A 17,777-nucleotide genomic window follows, 5' to 3' on the forward strand; every position below is an offset into this window, starting at 1 on the left:
TCCTGGCTCGATGAGGCATGACTTGTAGCTGCCTTGTCTGGATTTGGCAAATTAGTTTATAGTCATGCAACTAAATATGATTCTGATTCTCAGATCCATCCATGAGCTATCCCCGGCCAGGGTTTTCCCGGCTCCGTTCGCGGAGCAGGCCGGTCTTCGAATGTCTGGAAAACTTCATCTATGAGCACCCACGACGCGACCTCGGCCAACTCCCAGGCCCAGGGGCCGATCAGCCAGGTCTTGACTCCCGTGCGCGGTCGGCTGATCACGGCGGCCGTCCTGGCCGCCAGCGGATCGATGCTGACCCTGGTTCCCTTGGCGGTTATCGAGCGTATCGCCAGGCTGGCCCTGGGCGACGCCACCCCTGTGGTCGGCGATATTGGCTGGCTGCTGCTGGTGGGCGTGGCGAGCCTGTTCTGCGGCATGGCGCTGCTTTGCGCCGGCGAGTTGCAGGCGCACCTGGCCGATAACCGCATCACCCATCAATTGCGCCTGGCGATCGTCCAGCGCCTGGCCCTGGTACCGCTGGGCTGGTTCACCGAGCGCGCCTCGGGGGAGGTCAAGCGGGCGATGCAGGACGACATCGGCACGCTGCACAACCTGACGGCGCACTTCTTCACCACCCTGGGCCGTGCTGGTGGCGCGCTGCTGATCGGGGTGCTCTACCTGTTCGCCATGGACTGGCGCCTGGCGTTGCTCTCGCTGCTGCCGTTCCCCGGGTTCTTCCTGTTCCTGGGGCGGGCCATGAAGTCCAGCGGCGCCAACATGCAGGAGATCGTCACTGGCCTTGGGCGCATCGACAATGCGGTGGTCGAGTTCGTCAACGGCATCCCGGTGATCAAGGCCTTCGGCAGCAGTGGCCAGGCCCATGGGCGCTACCGCGAGGCGATCGACGCCTTCGCCCAAACCTTCATCGCCTTCACCCGGCCGCTGGTGGCGGCCATGGCCAACGCCAATGCGATGGTCGCTCCGGTCTCGGTACTGGGGGTGGTACTGGCCTTCGGCACCTTGTTCGTGAGCCAGGGCTGGGCCACGCCGCTGGACGTGCTGCCCTTCGCCCTGGTGACCCCGGGGCTGTGCGCGCCGGTATTGTTGCTGCACTACATCCTCCACGACCTGGGCAGTGCCACCGGCGCGGCCCAGCGGGTGCAGGCCTTGCTGCAGACCCCGGTGCTGGAACAGCCGGCCCCGGGTACCGGGCAACAGCCCCAGGGCAGTGAGCTGCGCCTGGAGCGGGTGAGCTATGGCTACGACCCCGAGCATCCGGTGCTGGCGGACATCGACCTGGTGCTCGAACCCGGCACCACCACCGCCATCGTCGGGCCTTCCGGCGCCGGCAAGTCGACCCTGGCGCGGCTGCTGCTGCGGTTCTTCGATCCCAGCGCCGGGCGCATCACCCTGGGGGGCGTCGACCTGCGCCAACTCGAGAGCGCCAGCCTCTATCGCCATATCGGCTTCGTATTGCAGGACGTGCGCCTGATCCACGCCAGCGTTGGCGAGAACATCGCCCTGGGCAAACCCTCGGCCAGCCGCCAGGAGATCGAAGCCGCCGCGCGCCTGGCCAATATCCACGAGCAGATCCTGCGCTTGCCCCGGGGCTACGACTCGGTGGTGGGCGAGGACGCGCACTTTTCCGGGGGCGAGCAGCAACGCCTGAGCATCGCCCGGGCCGTGCTGCTCGACCCACCGGTGCTGGTGCTCGACGAAGCCACGGCCGCGGCGGATGCCGAAAGCCAGGTGGCGATCCAGGAAGCACTGGCGCGTTTCTCCCAGGGCCGCACCCTGCTGGTGATCGCCCATCGACTGGATACCGTGATGCACGCCGAGCGCATCGTGGTGCTCGACAACGGCCGTATCCGCGAACAGGGCCGGCACTCCCAGTTGCTCGAGCACGCAGGGCTGTATGCACGGCTCTGGAGGCTCGGTGGTTATGGCGATACCCGCAAGGAACAGGTAGCACAACCATGCTGAAGACCTTCATTCAACTGCTGGGCGAGGATGTCCCGGTATTGCGTCGCTATGCCTGGATGGCGGTGGGCTATGGCCTGCTCAGCGGCCTGACCATTACCGTCCTGGTGCCGTTGCTCGGCCACTTGCTGGCCGGCGACACGCAAGCGGCCATCGGTTGGCTGGCGCTGTTGCTGGCCGGCGTGCTGCTGTGCTGGCTCTGGCGACGCCGGGTGGAGCGCGCCGGGGTCGCGGTAGGCGTCGCCGTCCTGCAAGGCGTGCGCTTGCGCATGGGCGAGCATATCGCCCGGCTGCCGGTGGGCTGGTTCACCCCCGAGCACAACGCCCGGCTGGGCCACGTCATCACCCAGGGCATGATGGCCATCGCGCAGTTGCCGGCCCATGTGTTCACGCCCCTGATCAGTGCCGCGATGACTCCCTTGGCGATGGTCGTCGCCCTGGGCGTGCTGCACTGGCCGACCGGATTGCTGGCCCTTGTGGCCTTGCCGCTGCTGGCGCTTGCGGTGTCGTTCTCGACCCGCCTGGGGCGCCGCGCCGATAGCGCTTTCCATGCGCATTTCGCCAAGACCAGCCAGCGCATGGTGGAGTTCGCCCAGGCCCAGTCGGTGCTGCGTGCGTTCAACGGCGAGCAGGGCGGCACGCGCTTGCTGCGCCAGGCCATCGACCAGCAGCGCCAGTCCGCCGGGCGCTTGATCTACTTGTCGTCATTATCCTCGGTGCTCAATACCTGGGTGGTCCAGGGCATCTTCGCCGCCTTGTTGGTGAGTGCCGGCCTGTGGCTTGAACGTCTGTTGGGCTTGGGCCTGGAAACCGGCCCGGCCATCGCCCTGGCGGTGACCCTGGTAGTGGTCAGCCGCTTCGTCGATCCGCTGCTGGAACTGGCCAGCTATGGCGAGACCCTGCGCGGGGCCCTGGGCCAGCTCGAAGAGGCCAGCCGGATCCTCGCCGTGCCGCCTCTGGCCCAGGCCCAGTCGCCCCAGGCGCCGGGCGATGCCTCGATCGAACTGCAAGGCGTGAGCTTCGCCTATGGCCCTGGGCAGCCCGAGGTCCTGCGGGACGTCAGCCTGCGCCTGGCGCCGGGCAGCATGACTGCGTTGATCGGCGCGTCGGGTTCGGGCAAGACCACCCTGGCCAGGCTGATCGCCCGGTTCTTCGAGGTCGACCAGGGCAGCGTGCGGGTCGGTGGCGTGGATGTGCGGCAGATGTCCGAGGCGCAGCTGGCCGGGCACATCAGCCAGATCTTCCAGGATTCCTACCTGTTCCAGGGCAGCATTGCCGAAAACATCCGCCTGGGCGACCCCGAGGCCAGCATCGCCCAGGTCATGGAGGCCGCGCGCCAGGCCGGCGTGGTGGAGATCATCGAACGCCTGGCCCAGGGTATCGACACCCAGGTAGGCGAGGGCGGGGCGCGCTTGTCGGGAGGCGAGCGCCAGCGCATCGCCATTGCCCGGGCGCTGCTCAAGCAGGCGCCGATCCTCCTGGTGGACGAAGCCACCGCGGCCCTGGATGGCGAAAACCAGGCGGTCATCGCCCAGGCCCTGGCCAGGTTGCGCGGGCAGTGCACACTGGTGGTCATTGCCCACCAGCTGTCGACGGTGGCCATGGCCGACCAGATCGTAGTGCTGGACCAGGGGCGGGTGGTGGAGCAGGGAGCGCCGGATGAGCTGCGTGCCAGGCCGGGGTACTACGCGCGTTTGCTCGACCAGCGTGGCGCCGCCCAGGGCTGGCGGATCGGAGCGTCCCGCTGATGCGAGCCAGCTGGCTGGGGGCCTTCGTCATCCTCTGTGGTGCCTCGTTGCTGGTGGGCGCCCGGCAGTTCTCCCTGGAGCAGCTGTTGTCCGGGGCCGGCGATGCCTGGCTGACCCTCACCGCCAGCCGCCTGCCACGGTTGATGGCGCTGGTGCTCAGCGGCGTGGGGCTGGCGGTGTGCGGGGTGATCCTGCAGCACATCGTGCGCAACAAGTTCGTCGAGCCGGCCACCACCGGCGGCCTGGATGCGGCCAAGCTGGGCATCCTGCTGTCGCTGGTGCTGCTGCCGGGCGCCGGCACCCTGGGACGCATGCTGTTCGCCCTGGGGGTGTGCTTCGCCGCGAGCCTGGCCTTCGTCCTGATCATCCGCCGCGTGCCGTTGCGCAGCGCAGCATTGGTGCCGGTGATCGGCCTGATGTACGGCGGCGTGCTGAGCGCACTCGCCGAGTCCTACGCCTATCGCCATAACGTGCTGCAAAGCATGCAGGGCTGGTTGCTCGGGGACTTCTCCCGGGTGGTCCAGGGCCACTACGAAATCATCTACCTGATCCTGCCGATCGTGGTCCTGGCCTATCTGTATGCCCAGCGTTTCACCGTGCTGGGCATGGGCGAGGGCATGGCCGCGAGCCTGGGCCTGAATTATCCGGCGACGGTGGCCCTGGGGTTGCTGCTGGTGGCCGTGACCGTATCGGCCACGGTGATCACCGTGGGCTCGATTCCCTTCGTCGGCCTGGTGATCCCGCAGCTGGTCGCCCTGCGCCACGGTGACCAACTGGGCCGGACCCTGCCGCTGGTGGCCTTGGGCGGCGCATCGCTGCTGCTGGTCTGCGACCTGGTGGGGCGCCTGGTCATCTACCCCTACGAAGTGCCTATCGGCCTGACGGCCGGATGCCTCGGCGGCGTGCTGTTCTTGAGCCTGCTGGTACGGGGGCGCCGATGAAGCCTTCGCACTATGGGGTATGGCTTGCGGTGTGCGCCCTGGCGCTGCTGTTCCTGTTGCTGGGCTCGGGGCTGGATTTTGCCCAGGTGATCCCCAGGCGCCTGGTCCGGCTGGGGGCGATGGTGATGGGCGGGGTGTGCGTCGCCTGGTCGTCGATCGCCTTCCAGACCTTGACCGGCAACCGCATCCTAACCCCGGCGATCATGGGCTACGAGGCGGTGTACCTGCTGTTGCAGGCGGTATTGGTGGCGGTGCTGGGCATGTCCGGCCTGCTGGTGCTGGGCGCCCATGGCAACTTCGGGCTGTCGGTGCTGCTGATGCTGGCCTACTCCTGGGCGCTGCACCGCTGGCTGTTCGGCGATGGCCGGCGCGACCTGTTCTTGCTGCTGCTGGTGGGGCTGGTGCTGACCATGGTCATCGGCACCTTCACCCAGTTCGTCCAGTACCAGGCCAGCCCTGGGGAGTTCTCCATGCTGCTGGGGTTCAGCCAGGCCTCGTTCAACCGCGTGCAGTCCCAGCAGTTGCTGTATGCCGGGGGGCTGGTGGCGGGGCTGTGCCTGGTCGGGCGCAAGACCCTGGCGACCCTCGATGTGCTGGCGCTGGGGCGCGACCAGGCGATCTCCCTGGGGGTCGACTACCAACGCTGCGTGCGTCTGCAACTGGCATTGATCGCCTGTCTGGTGGCGGTGTCCACCAGCCTCCTGGGGCCCGTGGCCTTCATGGGGGTATTCGTGGCGAACATCGCCTATGCCCTGGCCGGGACCTTCCGCCACCGGGTCACGCTGCCCCTGGGCTGCGCCATTGCCGTGGGCCTGTTCCTGCTCGCCCAGCTGCTGGTCGAGCACCTGTTCAACTACAAGACCACCGTGGGCCTGCTGGTCAACCTGTTGTGTGGCGCTTACTTCCTGGCCCTGATGCTGCGTACCCGAGGAGCTGCATGATCACCGTCCACGACCTTCACAAGAGCTACGGCGCCAAGACTGTGCTGCACGAGATCAACGTGCAGTTCCCGGCCCGTCGCCTGACCTCGCTGATCGGTCCCAACGGCGCGGGCAAGTCGACCCTGTTGATGATGATCGCGCGGCTGCTGGAACCGACTCGCGGCAGCATCCTGGTGGCGGGCCGCGATACCCGTGGCATGGCCATCGGCGACTACGCCCGCACGGTGGCCACCCTGCGCCAGGCGCCGGACTTCAACCTGCGCCTGACGGTCGAGGAGCTGGTGGCCTTCGGACGCTTTCCCTACAGCCGCGGCGCCCTGACCCGCGCCGACCAGCAGGCCATCGACGAGGCCATTGCGTTTCTCTCGCTGCAGGAGCTGCGCGCGGCTTTCCTCGATGAGCTCAGCGGTGGCCAGCGGCAGATGGCGTTCCTGGCCATGACCATCGCCCAGCAGACCGACTACCTGCTGCTGGACGAGCCGCTGAACAACCTCGACATCAAGCATGCGGTGCAGATCATGCGCGCCCTGCGCCGGCTGTGCGACGAACAGGGGCGCACGGTGGTGCTGGTGGTGCACGACATCAACTTCGCCGCCAACTATTCGGACCACATCGTGGCGATGAAAAAGGGCGCCGTGCACGCCGCCGGCAGCGTCGCCCAGGTGCTGACCGAAGAGCGGCTGCGAGCGCTCTACGGGCTGGATTTCAGCATCAGCCATGACGCCCACGGCTACCTGTGCAACTACTTCAACCCCGCAAGAGAACTGAAATGACCCGACATCACGCAAGCAGGTATGGGACGTTTGCCCTGTTGGTGGCCGCGATCCTGGCCGGGCAGGGCTGCCAGGATAAAACCGCTACCTCGCCCGCGACGGGCCAGGCTGCTGCCAACCAGGCCCCGGCCTACGCCCCGGTCACGGTCCGGCACCAGCTGGGCACCACGCTGGTGGAGCGATTGCCCCAGCGCACGGTGGCCCTGGACATGAACGAAGTGGATTTCCTCGACCAGCTGGGCATTCCCGTGGCCGGCATGCCCAAGGATTTCATCCCGCACTTCCTGGCCCGGTACAAGCAGGCGGCCCAGGTCGAGGACCTGGGGGCGATCGTCCAGCCCAACCTGGAGCGGATCTACGCCGTCAAGCCGGACCTGATCCTGATCACTTCGCTGCAGGCCAGCCACTACCAGGAGCTGAGCGCGATCGCGCCGACGGTGCATTTCGACGTGGACTACCGCGACAGCCAGGGCCGGCATATCGAGGTCATCAAGGAGCACCTGGCGAGTCTCGGCGAGATCTTCGGCAAGCAGCAACAGGCCCGGGAGCAGGTCGCGCAACTGGAGGCCAAGGTGCAGCAGGCCCGGCAGGTCACGGCAGGCCGCCCTGAGCGTGCCCTGATCGTGTTGCACAACAACGGCGCCTTCAGCTCCTTCGGCGTGCATTCGCGCTATGGCTTCATCTTCGATGCGCTGGGCGTGAAAGCGGCCAGCCCCGAGGGCGAGAGCGGCCTGCATGGCCAGCCGATTTCCAGCGAATTCATCCAGCAGGCCAATCCCGACATCCTCTATGTGGTGGACCGCACCGCCGTGATGGAGGGGCGCCCGGCCCTGGATGCCCAGAGCCTGGACAACCCGCTGCTGCGCCAGACCAATGCCTGGAAGAACGGCCGCGTGGTCTTCGCCGATGCCCAGGCCTGGTACGTCACCGCCGCCAGCCCGACCTCGGTGAGGCTGATGATCGACGACGTCATCAAGGGTTATCAGCCCTGATTCGAGCCAAGGGCTGTTCGCGGGCACTTATGCGATAGCAAGTGATTATCAACAGCCTTAGCTCTTTTATTTGAATTAAGCCGGCCCTCCAAAAAAACACTGCCTTCTCACTTCAACGGAGCTGTAGCGTGACTCACCGTCATTCTTTCCATCGCAATGCACACCTTTCCCAGGCCTTGGTCGCCCAACCCCTGGCCGTCGGCGTCCACCGCGGGCTGGCAGGGCTGGCCCTGGGGGTCCTGGCCACGCTCGCGGCGCCGGCGGGCGCAGAGGTTCGCGAGCCGGCCGAAGCGACCCAGGACCGGGTACTGGCGTTGCCCGCCACCACGATCCAGGGCGAAGCCGTCTCCAGCCTGCCACCGGCCTACGCGGGGGAGCAGGTGGCCTCTGGCGGCAAGCTCGGCTTGCTGGGCAACAAGGACTTCATGGAGACCCCGTTCAGCACCATCAGCTACACCGAGAAATACATCGAGGACCGCCAGGCCAAGAGCATCACCGATGTGATCGCCGCCACCGATCCGGCGGTGTTCAGCAACGGCTTGACCGGCACCTTTAGCGAGAACTACTCGATTCGCGGCTTCGCCTCGGACATCAGCGACGTGACCGTCGACGGGCTGTTCGGCATGGCGCCGTTCTATCGCGTGTCCCCCGAAATGTACGAGCGCATCGAAGTGCTCAAGGGCCCTTCGGCGTTGCTCAACGGCATGCCGCCAGGCGGCTCGGTGGGCGGCACGGTCAACCTGGTGCCCAAGCGTGCCGGCAACGAACCGCTGACACGCCTGACCGGCAGCTACATGTCCGATTCGCAGCTTGGGGGGCATCTGGACATGGGCCGGCGCTTTGGCCAGGACCAGCAGTTCGGCGTGCGTTTCAACGGCGTCCACCGCGAAGGCGATGCGGCCACCGACCACCAGAAGCAGAAAGCCGACCTGGCGTCATTGGCCCTGGACTGGCGGGGCGAACGCGCGCGGTTGTCCCTTGACCTGTACGACGCCGACCAGCGCATCACCGGCCAGAACCGTGGGATGGGCCTGGCTGCCGGGGTTGCGGTGCCCAGGCCGCCCAAGGCCGGTTCGCTGCTCAACCCCGACTGGGCGACGGTGGAAAGCAAGGACAAGGGCGCGATCCTGCGTGGCGAGTTCGACCTCAGCGAACAACTGACCGCCTATGCCGCGGTGGGTGGCAGCAAGAGCGACTACGCCTACAACGGCGCCATGATCGCCACGGTGATCAACGATGCCGGCGACCTGCGCAGCAGCATGGGCCAGTTGAAGTTCCAGGTGCGCAAGGTTTCGGCGGAAACTGGCCTCAAGGGCCAGTTCCAGGCGGGCGAGATCAAGCACCAGTGGTCGTTGAACGCCACCCAGTACTCGGACAAGAAGAAGGATTGGGGGCGTCGCTGGGTGCCCGGTGCCGACTGGACCACCAATATTTACCACCCGACCTGGGGTCCCAAGGCGTCCACCCGTTGGCCGCTGATCATGCACAGCGAGACCCGCCTGCGCAGCTACGGCGTGGCCGATACCTTGGCGGTGCTGGACGATCGCCTGCAACTGACCCTGGGCGTGCGCCGCCAGGAGGTGCTCAGCGATACCTTCAGCGTCAGCACCGGCAAGCGCACCTCGCGCTATGACGAAAGCGCCACCACCCCGGCGGCCGCGGTGCTGTTCAAGGCCACCGACGACCTGTCGCTGTATGCCAACTACATCGAGGGCCTGAGCAAAGGCGGCACGGCGCCGCTGACCGCCGCCAACGCCGGCGCGATCTTCGCGCCCTACAAGACCAAGCAGAAGGAAGTCGGCCTGAAGCTCGACCTGGGCTCCTTCAGCCATACCCTAGCGTTGTACGAGATCACCCGTCCCGGCAGCTACACCGATCCGGCCACCAACCTCTACTCCATGGGGGGCGAACAGCGTAACCGCGGGGTGGAGTGGGGCTTCTTCGGGGCGCCGCTGGACGACGTGCGGTTGATGGGCGGCGTCGCCCATGTCGACCCCAAGCTGACCAAGACCGAGGGTGGCCGCAACGACGGCAAGAACGCCACTGGCTACCCCGAACTGCAAGGCAAGCTCGGCGTGGAATGGGATACCCCGGTGCTGCAGGGCCTGACGCTGACCGCCAACGCCACGGCGCTGTCCAAGCAGTACATCAGCGCCGACAACCAGCAGTCGATTCCCGGCTACACCCTGTTCGACGTGGGCGCCCGCTACGCCACCCAGGTCGCCAACCGCCCGGTGACCCTGCGGGGCAACGTCAGCAACCTCACCAACAAGGCCTACTGGGGAATGCCGCTGACCACCAGCCTGGGCCTGGGTGCGCCACGCACCTTCGAGCTGTCCGCCTCGGTGGACTTCTGAAACCCTAGCCCATGAGCGTCCACGGGCAGGCACTGGGCCTGCCCGTGGAGCGGATCGTTTGCGCTCTGGATGGCTGGCGCAGGATCAGCCCTGGCAGAAGCGGATGCGATTGCCGAAGGGGTCGTAGACTTCCAGGGTCTTGCCCCAGTCTTCTTCGACGATATCGGGGCGGCCGTAGCCGTAGCGCTTGGCTTGCAGTTCATCGCGCAGTTGTTCGATGTTGTGCATCGGCACGAAAATCGTCGCCCCGGGGCTGGCATCGCCATGGTGCTCGGACAGATGCAGTTGCAGGCCATTGCGGCTGATGCCCAGGTACAGCGGCAGGTCGGCTTCGAAGCGGTGTTCGAACTCCACGGCGAACCCGAGGAAATCGAGGTAGAACTCGCGAGCCTTGGCTTCGTCGAACATCCGCAGGATCGGGATGGCCTTGTCGAAGCTGATCCCCTGGGGTTGTTCCTGGGGCAGGGCTGCGGCGGCGGTGTTCCAGTCCTTGTAGCCCAGTTGCCGGGCCACGCTTTCCAGCGCAGTGGCGTGGCTGATCGACGGGTCGTGGGAAGCGAGCGCGGTGCGCAGGCGCTTGGCCATTTGCTTGGCGTGTTCGAGAGTGATCATCGTTGCTCCTGTTCGCCGAGGTGCAGGGGTGCTCGCGTTGCCGGGCCTCGACTGTCAAGAGTGACGACAGGGTAGGGGGGACAGCGATGCTTTCACCATTCCTTGCGGATGCGAGCGGCAGGTAGCATCGACCTGGGCCGATGATACACAGCGGGTTTTACCCGTGAAAGCGGCGCTGCGGACTCAGGCCAGCAGCTCGCTGATCCAGCGGGCCTTGCGCTGGGTGTCCTGCAGTTTCTCCTCGGGCACCGCCTGCTGCGCCCGGGCGAAGTGGGCCAGGATCTTGTGCTTCTGGCGCAACTTGCGCTGCCACTTGGCCAGGAATGCCGGGCTGCGCTCCTGCATCTGCAGCGGGCCGAAGTACAGCTGCTCGGCGCTGTAGCTTGGGCTGGCGCCGCGCTCGGCGACGATGATCTCGTAGTCGAAGCGGTTCTCGCGCAGCACCTCTTCGAAAAGGATGGCGTAGCCGTTGTCCATCAGCCATTGACGCAGCGGCTGCTCGCCGCCGTTGGGCTGCATGACCAGGCGCTCGCGACCATCGAGGCGTGCCTTGCCGGCCTCGAGGATGTCGCGGATGGTCTCGCCGCCCATGCCGCAGAAGCTGATGGCGGTGATCCCGTCTCCCGGCTCGATTGCCGCCAGGCCATTGGCCAGGCGCACGCTGATGCGTTGGCCGAAACCGCTGGCGAGGGCGCTGCGTTGGGCCGAGTGGAAGGGCGTCAGCGCCACCTCGCCAGCCACTGCCCTCTCGATGGCGCCACGGCTCAGCAACGCCAGCGGCAGGTAGCCGTGGTCCGAGCCGATATCGGCCAGGCGCGCCCCAGCCGGTACCTGGGCCGCGACGCGCTCCAGGCGCATGGACAATGTCTGTTGGTTCAACTGCAACCTCTTTCTTGCGTGGGCCCGCCACATCTCGGGCCGGATCGGGGGGCGATTCTGTCGGGCGCCGCCGCGTATTTCAAATGCAGGCGATCAGGCCCACTGGCGACGGATGGGGACGGTACCACGCCAGGCGATCATTTGGTCATTGTTGATGACCAGTTGCTTCTCCGGGATTCACCTTGCAGCCAGGGACATACGTCGCTTTTACGGCCTTTGACTGACCGGATCTTAACGGGGTTTGGGAAGTTTCTGATCTTTTTTCCTGGGGCTTTGCTTGAGAATGCAGCAGTCTGGATCGGAAATTGACCAGTTAATGGTTTTTGTTGAACCAGTTTGACCGTCCAGGCATGACCTAGACCCACCCGGGAATCTGCCGGTCCAGCGCCAGGTATTCGCTGGAACCACCAATCGGGTTGCCAGGGCAAGCAGGAGAGCAGTGATGAACAAGAACAACAAAAAACGATACCTCAAGGCCCTGGCGGTGTTCCGGCGGCGCTACCTGCCGCCACGGGACGATCCGCGAGGGCACGGCCTGGGTTGGGCGGGGCTGCCATGCTCGCATGCCTGGCCGGATGCCGAGCCCACCAAAGCAGGCTCGGGTGGCGTACGCAACGGGAGCCTGGCATGGACTTCCTGAACGAATATGGGCAGGTCCTGGCCAGGGGACTGCTGGTGACCCTGATGCTGGCGCTGGGCAGCTGGCTGCTGGCCTTCGCCGTCGGCCTGCTGGTGACGTTGCTGCGCCTGGCCGGGGGGCGCTTCGTCGGCCTCTGGGTTATGGCGTTCATCGAGTACCAGCGCAACGTCCCGCCCCTGGTGCATCTGTTCCTGTGGTACTTCGGCGTGAGCAGCCTGCTGCCCGAGGCGCTCCAGGAGTGGTTGAACGAGCATCACGGCGAGCTGGTATTCGCGCTGATCGCCATCGGGCTGTACTACGGCGCCTACTTCGCCGAGGACATCCGCAGCGGCCTGCGCAGCATCGCTGCGGGGCAGCAGGAAGCAGCGCGGGCCCTGGGCCTGGGCCGGGCCGGCGCCCTGCGTCGGGTGATCCTGCCCCAGGCGCTGCGAGTGGCGATCGCGCCTTTGCTGAGCAACACCGTGATGCTGATGAAGACCACCAGCCTGGCGATGGTCATCGGGGTGATGGAGCTGACCTACGTCACCAAGGAGGTGGCCAGCGGCACCTTCCGCATCTTCGCCACCTATGGGCTCAGCACCGTCCTGTACGTGGCGGTGGCGCTGAGCCTGTTGCTGGCCGGTGGTTGGCTGGGCCGGCACCTGCGGATCAGGGGGCGCTGAACATGCTGGAGATCATCCAGGAGTACGGGTTGCTGTTCCTGCTGGGGTCCTACCCCAATGGCCCGCTGGGCGGCATCGTCGCCACGCTGCTGCTGTCGATCATCGGCATCGGCCTGGCGTTCCCGTTGAGCGTGCTGCTGGCCCTGGCCCAGCTCAGCCCCGCGAAGGTACTGCGCTATCCGGCCATGGGCGTCGGCTACCTGTTGCGCAGCATTCCGCTGGTGATGCTGATCTTCGGGGCCTATTTCGTGGTGCCGATCATCCTCGGGCGACCGGTTGCCGGCTTCACCACCATGGCGGTGACGCTGGTGGTGTTCCAGGCGGTGTACCTGGCGGAAATCGTCAGGGCGGGCATCGAGTCGCTACCCAAGGGGCAGGGCGAGGCCGCCGCGGCACTGGGCATGGGCTACTGGACCCGGACCCGCAGGGTGATCCTGCCCCAGGCCCTGGGGAACATGCTGCCGAGCATGGTTGGCCAGTTCGTCACCACCATCAAGGACACCTCGCTGGGCTACGTGATTGGCGTCAACGAGCTGACCTATGCCGCCAACCAGGTCAACAGCACGGTGATCACCGAGCCCTTCAGCGTGTTCCTGGTGCTGTCGCTGGCCTATTTCGCCATCTGTTTCGCCCTGACCCAGGCCGCCCGCCTGCTGGAGGCGCGCCTTGCCCGCAACAACGGGCGGATGCCCGCCACTTCCCACCATCCACGCCCGGCTCCGGCCCAGGGGTATTGATCATGCACAACCACAACGCTGCCCTGGCAGCTTCCAGCGTCATCATCGCCCTGGACAAGGTGAACAAGTGGTACGGCGAACACCAGGTGCTCACGGACATCAGCGCCCAGGTGAAGAAGGGCCAGGTGGTGGTGCTGTGCGGGCCGTCCGGTTCGGGCAAGTCCACCTTGATCCGCACCATGAACCGCCTGGAGGCCATCGGCTCGGGGACCATCCATGTCAATGGCCAGGACGTCCAGGGCCGGCAGGTGGACGTGAATGCCATGCGCAGCCACATCGGCTTCGTGTTCCAGCAGTTCAACCTGTTTCCCCACCTGTCCGTCCTGGAGAACGTCACCTGCGGGCCGCTGTGGGTACGCAAGGCGGCAGCGGCGCCGACCCGCGAACTGGCCCTGGGCCTGCTGGACAAGGTCGGCCTGGGGCACAAGGCCGGGGCCTATCCGAACCAGCTGTCGGGTGGCCAGCAACAGCGCGTGGCCATCGCCCGGGCATTGGCCATGCAGCCGCCGGTGATGCTGTTCGATGAGCCCACCAGCGCCCTGGACCCGGAAATGGTCGGCGAGGTGCTGGCGGTGATGAAGGCCCTGGCGGCCGAGGGCATGACCATGGTTTGCGTGACCCACGAGATGCACTTCGCCCGGGAGGTGAGCGACGTGGTGTGGTTCATGGACCAGGGCCGCCTGCTGGAGGTGGCGCCTCCCGGCGAGTTCTTCAACAGGCCCAGGCATCCCCGGGCGCAGCAGTTCCTTTGCGACATAGGTCGCCGCTGAGTCATCCACAGAGGAGCAACAGAATGAACGATCCATCCATTGCCGCCATGCTGGCGAACCCTCCCGGAATCATCGTCTGCGACCCGGCCAGGACCGCCGCCTTGCTGGGCTTCGAGCAGTTGGTCGAGGCCCTCGGGCGGGCGGTGCGGGAACTGGCGGCCGGTTCGATCTTGAGCCCGGAGCGCATGGTGGTGCCCCTGGGCGAGGGCGGGGTGCTGCTCAGCATGCCGGCCAGCGCGCCGGACATCGCGATCCACAAGCTGGTGAACGTGCAGCAGGCCAATGCCCGGCGCCACCTGCCCACCTTGCATGGCAATGTCACGGTGTGCGACGCGGCCACCGGCAGGCTGCTGTGCCTGCTGGACGGCCCGGAAGTGACCGGGCGCCGCACCGCCGCCGTCACCCTGCTGGCCCTGCGCACCTTCCTGCCCCAGCCTGTGCAGCGGATCCTGATCTTCGGCACCGGTGCCCAGTCGCGGTTTCATGTCCAGGCCATCAACGCGCTGTATCCCCAGGCCAGGATCTGGGTACGGGGCCTGGACCTCGCGTCCGCCACGCAGTTCTGCGAGGCCAATCGCCAGTGGCATGGCCAGTTGCAGGCGATGGATGAGGACATGCCGGAGGTCGATGCGGTCATTACCCTGACCACCAGCCTCGAGCCGGTTTACGACCAACCGGCCCGGGCCGGGTGCCTGGTCGTCGGGGTCGGCGCCTTCAAGCCGGAAATGGCCGAGCTGGGCAAGACCCTGCTCGACGGCAGCCTGATCTATGCCGACGACCCGGCCGGTGCTCGCCACGAGGCCGGGGACCTGCTGCGTGCGGCGGTGGACTGGTCCCAGGTGAGGTCCCTGGCCAGTGCGCTGGATGGTGCCGTCGAGCCTGGGCGTCCGGTGGTGGTCAAGAGTGTCGGTACCGCCGCCTGGGACCTGGCGGCTGCCCGTGTAGCCCTCGCCAACCTCATGGCCGAGCGCGCCTGAATCCATTGTCCAAGGGGGAGTCGACCATGCGTATCACCCGCAGCATCAACACCGTGGAAGTCCATACCGGCGGCGAGCCGTTTCGGATCGTGACCTGCGGCCTGCCGAGGTTGCCCGGCAAGACCATCATCGAGCGTCGTGCCTGGCTACGGGACCATGCGGACGATATCCGCCAGGCCCTGATGTTCGAGCCGCGCGGCCATGCCGACATGTATGGCGGCTACCTCACCGAGCCGGTCTCGCCCACGGCGGACTTCGGCATCATCTTCCTGCACAACGAAGGCTACAGCGACCACTGCGGCCACGGCACCATCGCCCTGGCGACCGCCGCCGTGGAGCTGGGCTGGGTCGAGCGGACGTCGCCACGGACCCGGGTCGGCATCGATGCTCCCTGCGGTTTCATCGAAGCCTTCGTCGAGTGGGATGGCCAGCATGCCGGTAGCGTGCACTTCATCAACGTGCCGTCGTTCATCTACCGTCGCGACGTGACGGTCCAGACCCCGAGCTACGGTCCGGTCACCGGCGATATCGCCTATGGTGGGGCCTTCTATTTCTATACCAGCGGTGCGCCCCATGGCCTGCCAATCCGCGAGTCGGCGGTGGAGGCGTTGAAGACGTTCGGGGCCGAGGTGAAGCGCGCGGCCAATGCCGCGTTCCCGGTGGTGCATCCCGAGATTCCCGAGATCAACCACATCTACGGCACCATCATCGACGGTGAGCCGCGCCTGCCCGGGTCGACCCAGGCCAACTGCTGCATCTTCGCCGACCGCGAGGTGGACCGCTCACCCACAGGTTCCGGCACCAGCGGCCGGATCGCCCAGCTTTACCTGCGGGGGCAGATCGACCGGGACCAGGTGCTGGTCAACGAGTCGGTCATAGGTTCGGTGTTCAGCGCCAGGGTCATCGAAGAAACCCGGGTGGGGGAATTCCAGGCGGTTATCCCGGAAGTCTCGGGCACGGCCTACATCTGTGGGTTCTGCAACTGGATCATCGATGAGCGTGACCCGCAGCGGCACGGCTTCCTGGTCCGCTAGCGCGGCGTTAGCTGCTGCGCGCACAACATTGCCATGCCTATTTTTCCTGGGGACACAGATATGAAACGCGGTTTTTCATCGTGGGGTTCTGCCATTGCCACTTGCCTGTTGCTGGGGGCGGCTGGCGTCCAGGCCGCGCAACTGGACGAGATCAAGGCTCGTGCAGTGCTGGTCTGCGGCGTACTGGATATCTTCGAGCCATTCGGCTACACGGACGTGAAGACGCGCTCGGTGGTCGGTTATGACGTGGACGTTTGCCAGGCGGTGGCCGGCAAGCTGGGAGCGAAGGTCGAGATCAAGCCGGTATCCATCGAAGCGCGTATCGCCGAGTTGCAACAGGGCCACATGGATGTGCTCGGCGCGGGGCTGGCCCATACGCCGCTACGCGCCGAGCAGGTGGCATTTTCCGATGCCTACTATGTGAGCGAGAACGTGCTGGCGGTCAGGGCCGGTCGGGGCATCACCGCCCTCGGCGAGCTGGATGGCAAGCGCATCAGCTACGTCAAGGGCAGCATCAGCGAGGCCTATATCAGGCAGGCCTTGCCGGGCGCGACGGCGGTCGGCTTCGAGGATGTGTCCAGCGCCTTCACCGCCTTGCTCCAGGGCAAGGTCACGGGTTTCAGTACTTCGCAGGAGGTCCTGCACAAGTTGCTCAACCGCCTGGGTGACAAGGCCGGGCAGTACAGCATTCTGCAACCGGCCATCGGCCGGGAAGTCTGGGGCCTGGGCATACGTCGAGACGAGCCGGGCATGCTCGTCGCGGTGAATTCGGCGTTGCGCGAGCTGGAGGCCGAGGGGACGATGCAGGCCATCTTCGACAAGTGGCTGGGAGCCCAGACCCTCTACCGGATGCAGCGCTCCTTCAAGGTCCAGCCGATGCGCTGAACGCAGCGCGCGAGGGGCCGGCATGGCACGTCCATGCCGGCCCTCGTTCATTCCCGCGAGCTGATATCACGGCGCACCCGCTTGAGGTGGCCTTCGACGTAGAAAGCGGCCGCGTCTTCGTCGCCGCTGATGATCGCTTCGTAGATCAGGCGGTGTTCGGCCGCATACAGCTGGATGCGTTCGGGGTCGTAGATTCCGTCGTCCCGCAGGCGGTTCCACAACGGTTGCTCCATGGTCTTGTTGATTTCCTCGGCGATCCGCGTAATCAGGATATCGCCGGTCATCATCGCGAGCTGGCGGTGGAACAGCCGGTCGGCTTCGCTCCAGCGCGCTTGTTGCAGCGGATCGCCGATGTCCTTCACATCGCTCATCTGTTCCAGGTAGCGCTCGGCCAATGGGTCGCGCTGGGCACGGCGGGCGGCCAGGCGGGCTATCGCCGGTTCGATCAGCAAGCGTACTTCGAGGGTACTGATGGGGCTGAAGTCGGCATCCACCGGTGGCAGACCGGCATAATCCGGTGCCGCTTCGTTCACCTGCAGCGGGCAATCGGCGACGTAGGTGCCTGAGCCATGGCGGGTGATCACCATGCCTTCGTTCTGCAAGGCACCGATCGCTTCGCGTACGGCGGGCCGGCTGACTTTCAGCCGCTGCGCCAGGTCGCGTTCGGAGGGCAGGCGCGAGCCATGGGCATACTGGCCGCTCAGGATGCCGGCGCGGATCTGGTCGGCAACCTGCTCGTAGATCTGCTTGGGGCGAAAGTCTGCTTGCATGGTGGCGGTCTCTCGGGGCACTAGCCGTCGGCTTGGGTTTGGCAGGTCGTGAATGTCAGGAGCCCATGGTACCGCTCGTGAAGACGGGAAA

General features: G+C 66.2%; 17 protein-coding genes. 14 read left to right on the forward strand and 3 right to left on the reverse strand.

The window, feature by feature from the left end; genetic code table 11:
• The first annotated feature begins 180 nt into the window (after positions 1 to 180).
• The 7 genes from H7A76_RS20270 to H7A76_RS20300 all read left to right on the forward strand — a co-directional run bounded on the left by H7A76_RS20270 (position 181) and on the right by H7A76_RS20300 (position 9,720).
• Positions 181 to 1,971 carry an ABC transporter ATP-binding protein gene (locus tag H7A76_RS20270; RefSeq protein WP_185700138.1) on the forward strand — a complete coding sequence of 597 codons (1,791 nt, stop codon included), beginning with the start codon at positions 181 to 183 and terminating at the stop codon, positions 1,969 to 1,971.
• Positions 1,965 to 3,716: an ABC transporter ATP-binding protein gene (locus H7A76_RS20275; RefSeq protein WP_185700139.1), complete on the forward strand. Its 1,752-nt coding sequence runs from the start codon at positions 1,965 to 1,967 to the stop codon at positions 3,714 to 3,716. The genes H7A76_RS20270 and H7A76_RS20275 overlap by 7 nt, the downstream gene beginning before the upstream one ends.
• The gene (locus tag H7A76_RS20280; RefSeq protein ID WP_185700140.1) at positions 3,716 to 4,657 is read left to right on the forward strand and encodes an ABC transporter permease; all 942 of its coding nucleotides are present in this window, start codon (positions 3,716 to 3,718) and stop codon (positions 4,655 to 4,657) included. Before H7A76_RS20275 ends, H7A76_RS20280 begins: the two co-directional genes overlap by 1 nt.
• Entirely contained in the window at positions 4,654 to 5,598 is a 945-nt protein-coding gene (locus H7A76_RS20285; RefSeq protein ID WP_185700141.1) for an iron chelate uptake ABC transporter family permease subunit, read from the forward strand. Before H7A76_RS20280 ends, H7A76_RS20285 begins: the two co-directional genes overlap by 4 nt.
• Positions 5,595 to 6,371 (forward strand): ABC transporter ATP-binding protein, encoded by a 777-nt coding sequence (locus H7A76_RS20290; RefSeq protein WP_185700142.1) that lies wholly within the window; start codon positions 5,595 to 5,597, stop codon positions 6,369 to 6,371. The genes H7A76_RS20285 and H7A76_RS20290 overlap by 4 nt, the downstream gene beginning before the upstream one ends.
• Positions 6,368 to 7,363 (forward strand): siderophore ABC transporter substrate-binding protein, encoded by a 996-nt coding sequence (locus H7A76_RS20295; RefSeq protein WP_185700143.1) that lies wholly within the window; start codon positions 6,368 to 6,370, stop codon positions 7,361 to 7,363. Before H7A76_RS20290 ends, H7A76_RS20295 begins: the two co-directional genes overlap by 4 nt.
• Positions 7,364 to 7,491: 128 nt before the next feature.
• On the forward strand, positions 7,492 to 9,720 hold the full coding sequence (locus tag H7A76_RS20300) for a TonB-dependent receptor (protein WP_409519198.1): 2,229 nt from the start codon (positions 7,492 to 7,494) through the stop codon (positions 9,718 to 9,720).
• Between the two features lie 84 nt (positions 9,721 to 9,804).
• Here H7A76_RS20300 and H7A76_RS20305 read toward each other — a convergent pair whose 3' ends face one another.
• Positions 9,805 to 10,332 (reverse strand): glyoxalase superfamily protein, encoded by a 528-nt coding sequence (locus tag H7A76_RS20305; protein WP_185700144.1) that lies wholly within the window; start codon positions 10,330 to 10,332, stop codon positions 9,805 to 9,807.
• A 183-nt stretch (positions 10,333 to 10,515) separates the two neighbouring features.
• Positions 10,516 to 11,211, reverse strand: coding sequence for a tRNA (adenine(22)-N(1))-methyltransferase TrmK (locus H7A76_RS20310; protein WP_312026265.1), 696 nt, complete (start codon positions 11,209 to 11,211; stop codon positions 10,516 to 10,518).
• Positions 11,212 to 11,653: 442 nt separating this feature from the next.
• On the opposite strand from H7A76_RS20310, the gene H7A76_RS20315 reads away from it, so the two are divergent.
• From H7A76_RS20315 to H7A76_RS20345, 7 genes are read left to right on the forward strand one after another with little or no spacing between them, the layout of a single operon-like run.
• A complete protein-coding gene (locus H7A76_RS20315; protein WP_185700145.1) occupies positions 11,654 to 11,851 on the forward strand; it encodes a hypothetical protein in 198 nt (65 codons plus the stop codon).
• Positions 11,839 to 12,513, forward strand: coding sequence for an amino acid ABC transporter permease (locus tag H7A76_RS20320; RefSeq protein ID WP_185700146.1), 675 nt, complete (start codon positions 11,839 to 11,841; stop codon positions 12,511 to 12,513). The genes H7A76_RS20315 and H7A76_RS20320 overlap by 13 nt, the downstream gene beginning before the upstream one ends.
• 2 nt (positions 12,514 to 12,515) lie before the next feature.
• Positions 12,516 to 13,250: an amino acid ABC transporter permease gene (locus tag H7A76_RS20325; protein ID WP_185700147.1), complete on the forward strand. Its 735-nt coding sequence runs from the start codon at positions 12,516 to 12,518 to the stop codon at positions 13,248 to 13,250.
• A 41-nt stretch (positions 13,251 to 13,291) separates the two neighbouring features.
• Positions 13,292 to 14,020 carry an amino acid ABC transporter ATP-binding protein gene (locus tag H7A76_RS20330; RefSeq protein WP_312026266.1) on the forward strand — a complete coding sequence of 243 codons (729 nt, stop codon included), beginning with the start codon at positions 13,292 to 13,294 and terminating at the stop codon, positions 14,018 to 14,020.
• A 23-nt stretch (positions 14,021 to 14,043) separates the two neighbouring features.
• Positions 14,044 to 14,997, forward strand: a complete 954-nt coding sequence (gene lhpI / locus H7A76_RS20335; protein ID WP_185700149.1) for a bifunctional Delta(1)-pyrroline-2-carboxylate/Delta(1)-piperideine-2-carboxylate reductase — start codon at positions 14,044 to 14,046, stop codon at positions 14,995 to 14,997.
• Between the two features lie 26 nt (positions 14,998 to 15,023).
• Complete coding sequence (gene lhpH, locus H7A76_RS20340; protein ID WP_185700150.1) at positions 15,024 to 16,031, forward strand: trans-3-hydroxy-L-proline dehydratase; 1,008 nt, start codon at positions 15,024 to 15,026, stop codon at positions 16,029 to 16,031.
• A 60-nt stretch (positions 16,032 to 16,091) separates the two neighbouring features.
• Positions 16,092 to 16,916 (forward strand): transporter substrate-binding domain-containing protein, encoded by an 825-nt coding sequence (locus H7A76_RS20345; protein ID WP_185700151.1) that lies wholly within the window; start codon positions 16,092 to 16,094, stop codon positions 16,914 to 16,916.
• Positions 16,917 to 16,963: 47 nt separating this feature from the next.
• Here H7A76_RS20345 and H7A76_RS20350 read toward each other — a convergent pair whose 3' ends face one another.
• Positions 16,964 to 17,686 carry a FadR/GntR family transcriptional regulator gene (locus H7A76_RS20350; RefSeq protein ID WP_185700152.1) on the reverse strand — a complete coding sequence of 241 codons (723 nt, stop codon included), beginning with the start codon at positions 17,684 to 17,686 and terminating at the stop codon, positions 16,964 to 16,966.
• Positions 17,687 to 17,777: the final 91 nt, after the last annotated feature.

It is taken from the genome of Pseudomonas sp. MSSRFD41 (assembly GCF_014230245.1).
GTDB lineage: Bacteria > Pseudomonadota > Gammaproteobacteria > Pseudomonadales > Pseudomonadaceae > Aquipseudomonas > Aquipseudomonas piscis.

Excerpts from the sequence above, each read along its gene's own strand:
- H7A76_RS20275 (WP_185700139.1), top strand. The coding sequence starts at position 1,965 with ATGCTGAAGACCTTCATTCAACTGCTGGGCGAGGATGTCCCGGTATTG.
- H7A76_RS20320 (WP_185700146.1), top strand. The coding sequence starts at position 11,839 with ATGGACTTCCTGAACGAATATGGGCAGGTCCTGGCCAGGGGACTGCTG.
- H7A76_RS20290 (WP_185700142.1), top strand. The coding sequence starts at position 5,595 with ATGATCACCGTCCACGACCTTCACAAGAGCTACGGCGCCAAGACTGTG.
- H7A76_RS20285 (WP_185700141.1), top strand. The coding sequence starts at position 4,654 with ATGAAGCCTTCGCACTATGGGGTATGGCTTGCGGTGTGCGCCCTGGCG.
- H7A76_RS20305 (WP_185700144.1), bottom strand. The coding sequence starts at position 10,332 with ATGATCACTCTCGAACACGCCAAGCAAATGGCCAAGCGCCTGCGCACC.
- H7A76_RS20350 (WP_185700152.1), bottom strand. The coding sequence starts at position 17,686 with ATGCAAGCAGACTTTCGCCCCAAGCAGATCTACGAGCAGGTTGCCGAC.
- H7A76_RS20315 (WP_185700145.1), top strand. The coding sequence starts at position 11,654 with ATGAACAAGAACAACAAAAAACGATACCTCAAGGCCCTGGCGGTGTTC.
- H7A76_RS20345 (WP_185700151.1), top strand. The coding sequence starts at position 16,092 with ATGAAACGCGGTTTTTCATCGTGGGGTTCTGCCATTGCCACTTGCCTG.
- lhpI (WP_185700149.1), top strand. The coding sequence starts at position 14,044 with ATGAACGATCCATCCATTGCCGCCATGCTGGCGAACCCTCCCGGAATC.
- lhpH (WP_185700150.1), top strand. The coding sequence starts at position 15,024 with ATGCGTATCACCCGCAGCATCAACACCGTGGAAGTCCATACCGGCGGC.
- H7A76_RS20270 (WP_185700138.1), top strand. The coding sequence starts at position 181 with ATGAGCACCCACGACGCGACCTCGGCCAACTCCCAGGCCCAGGGGCCG.
- H7A76_RS20325 (WP_185700147.1), top strand. The coding sequence starts at position 12,516 with ATGCTGGAGATCATCCAGGAGTACGGGTTGCTGTTCCTGCTGGGGTCC.
- H7A76_RS20295 (WP_185700143.1), top strand. The coding sequence starts at position 6,368 with ATGACCCGACATCACGCAAGCAGGTATGGGACGTTTGCCCTGTTGGTG.
- H7A76_RS20280 (WP_185700140.1), top strand. The coding sequence starts at position 3,716 with ATGCGAGCCAGCTGGCTGGGGGCCTTCGTCATCCTCTGTGGTGCCTCG.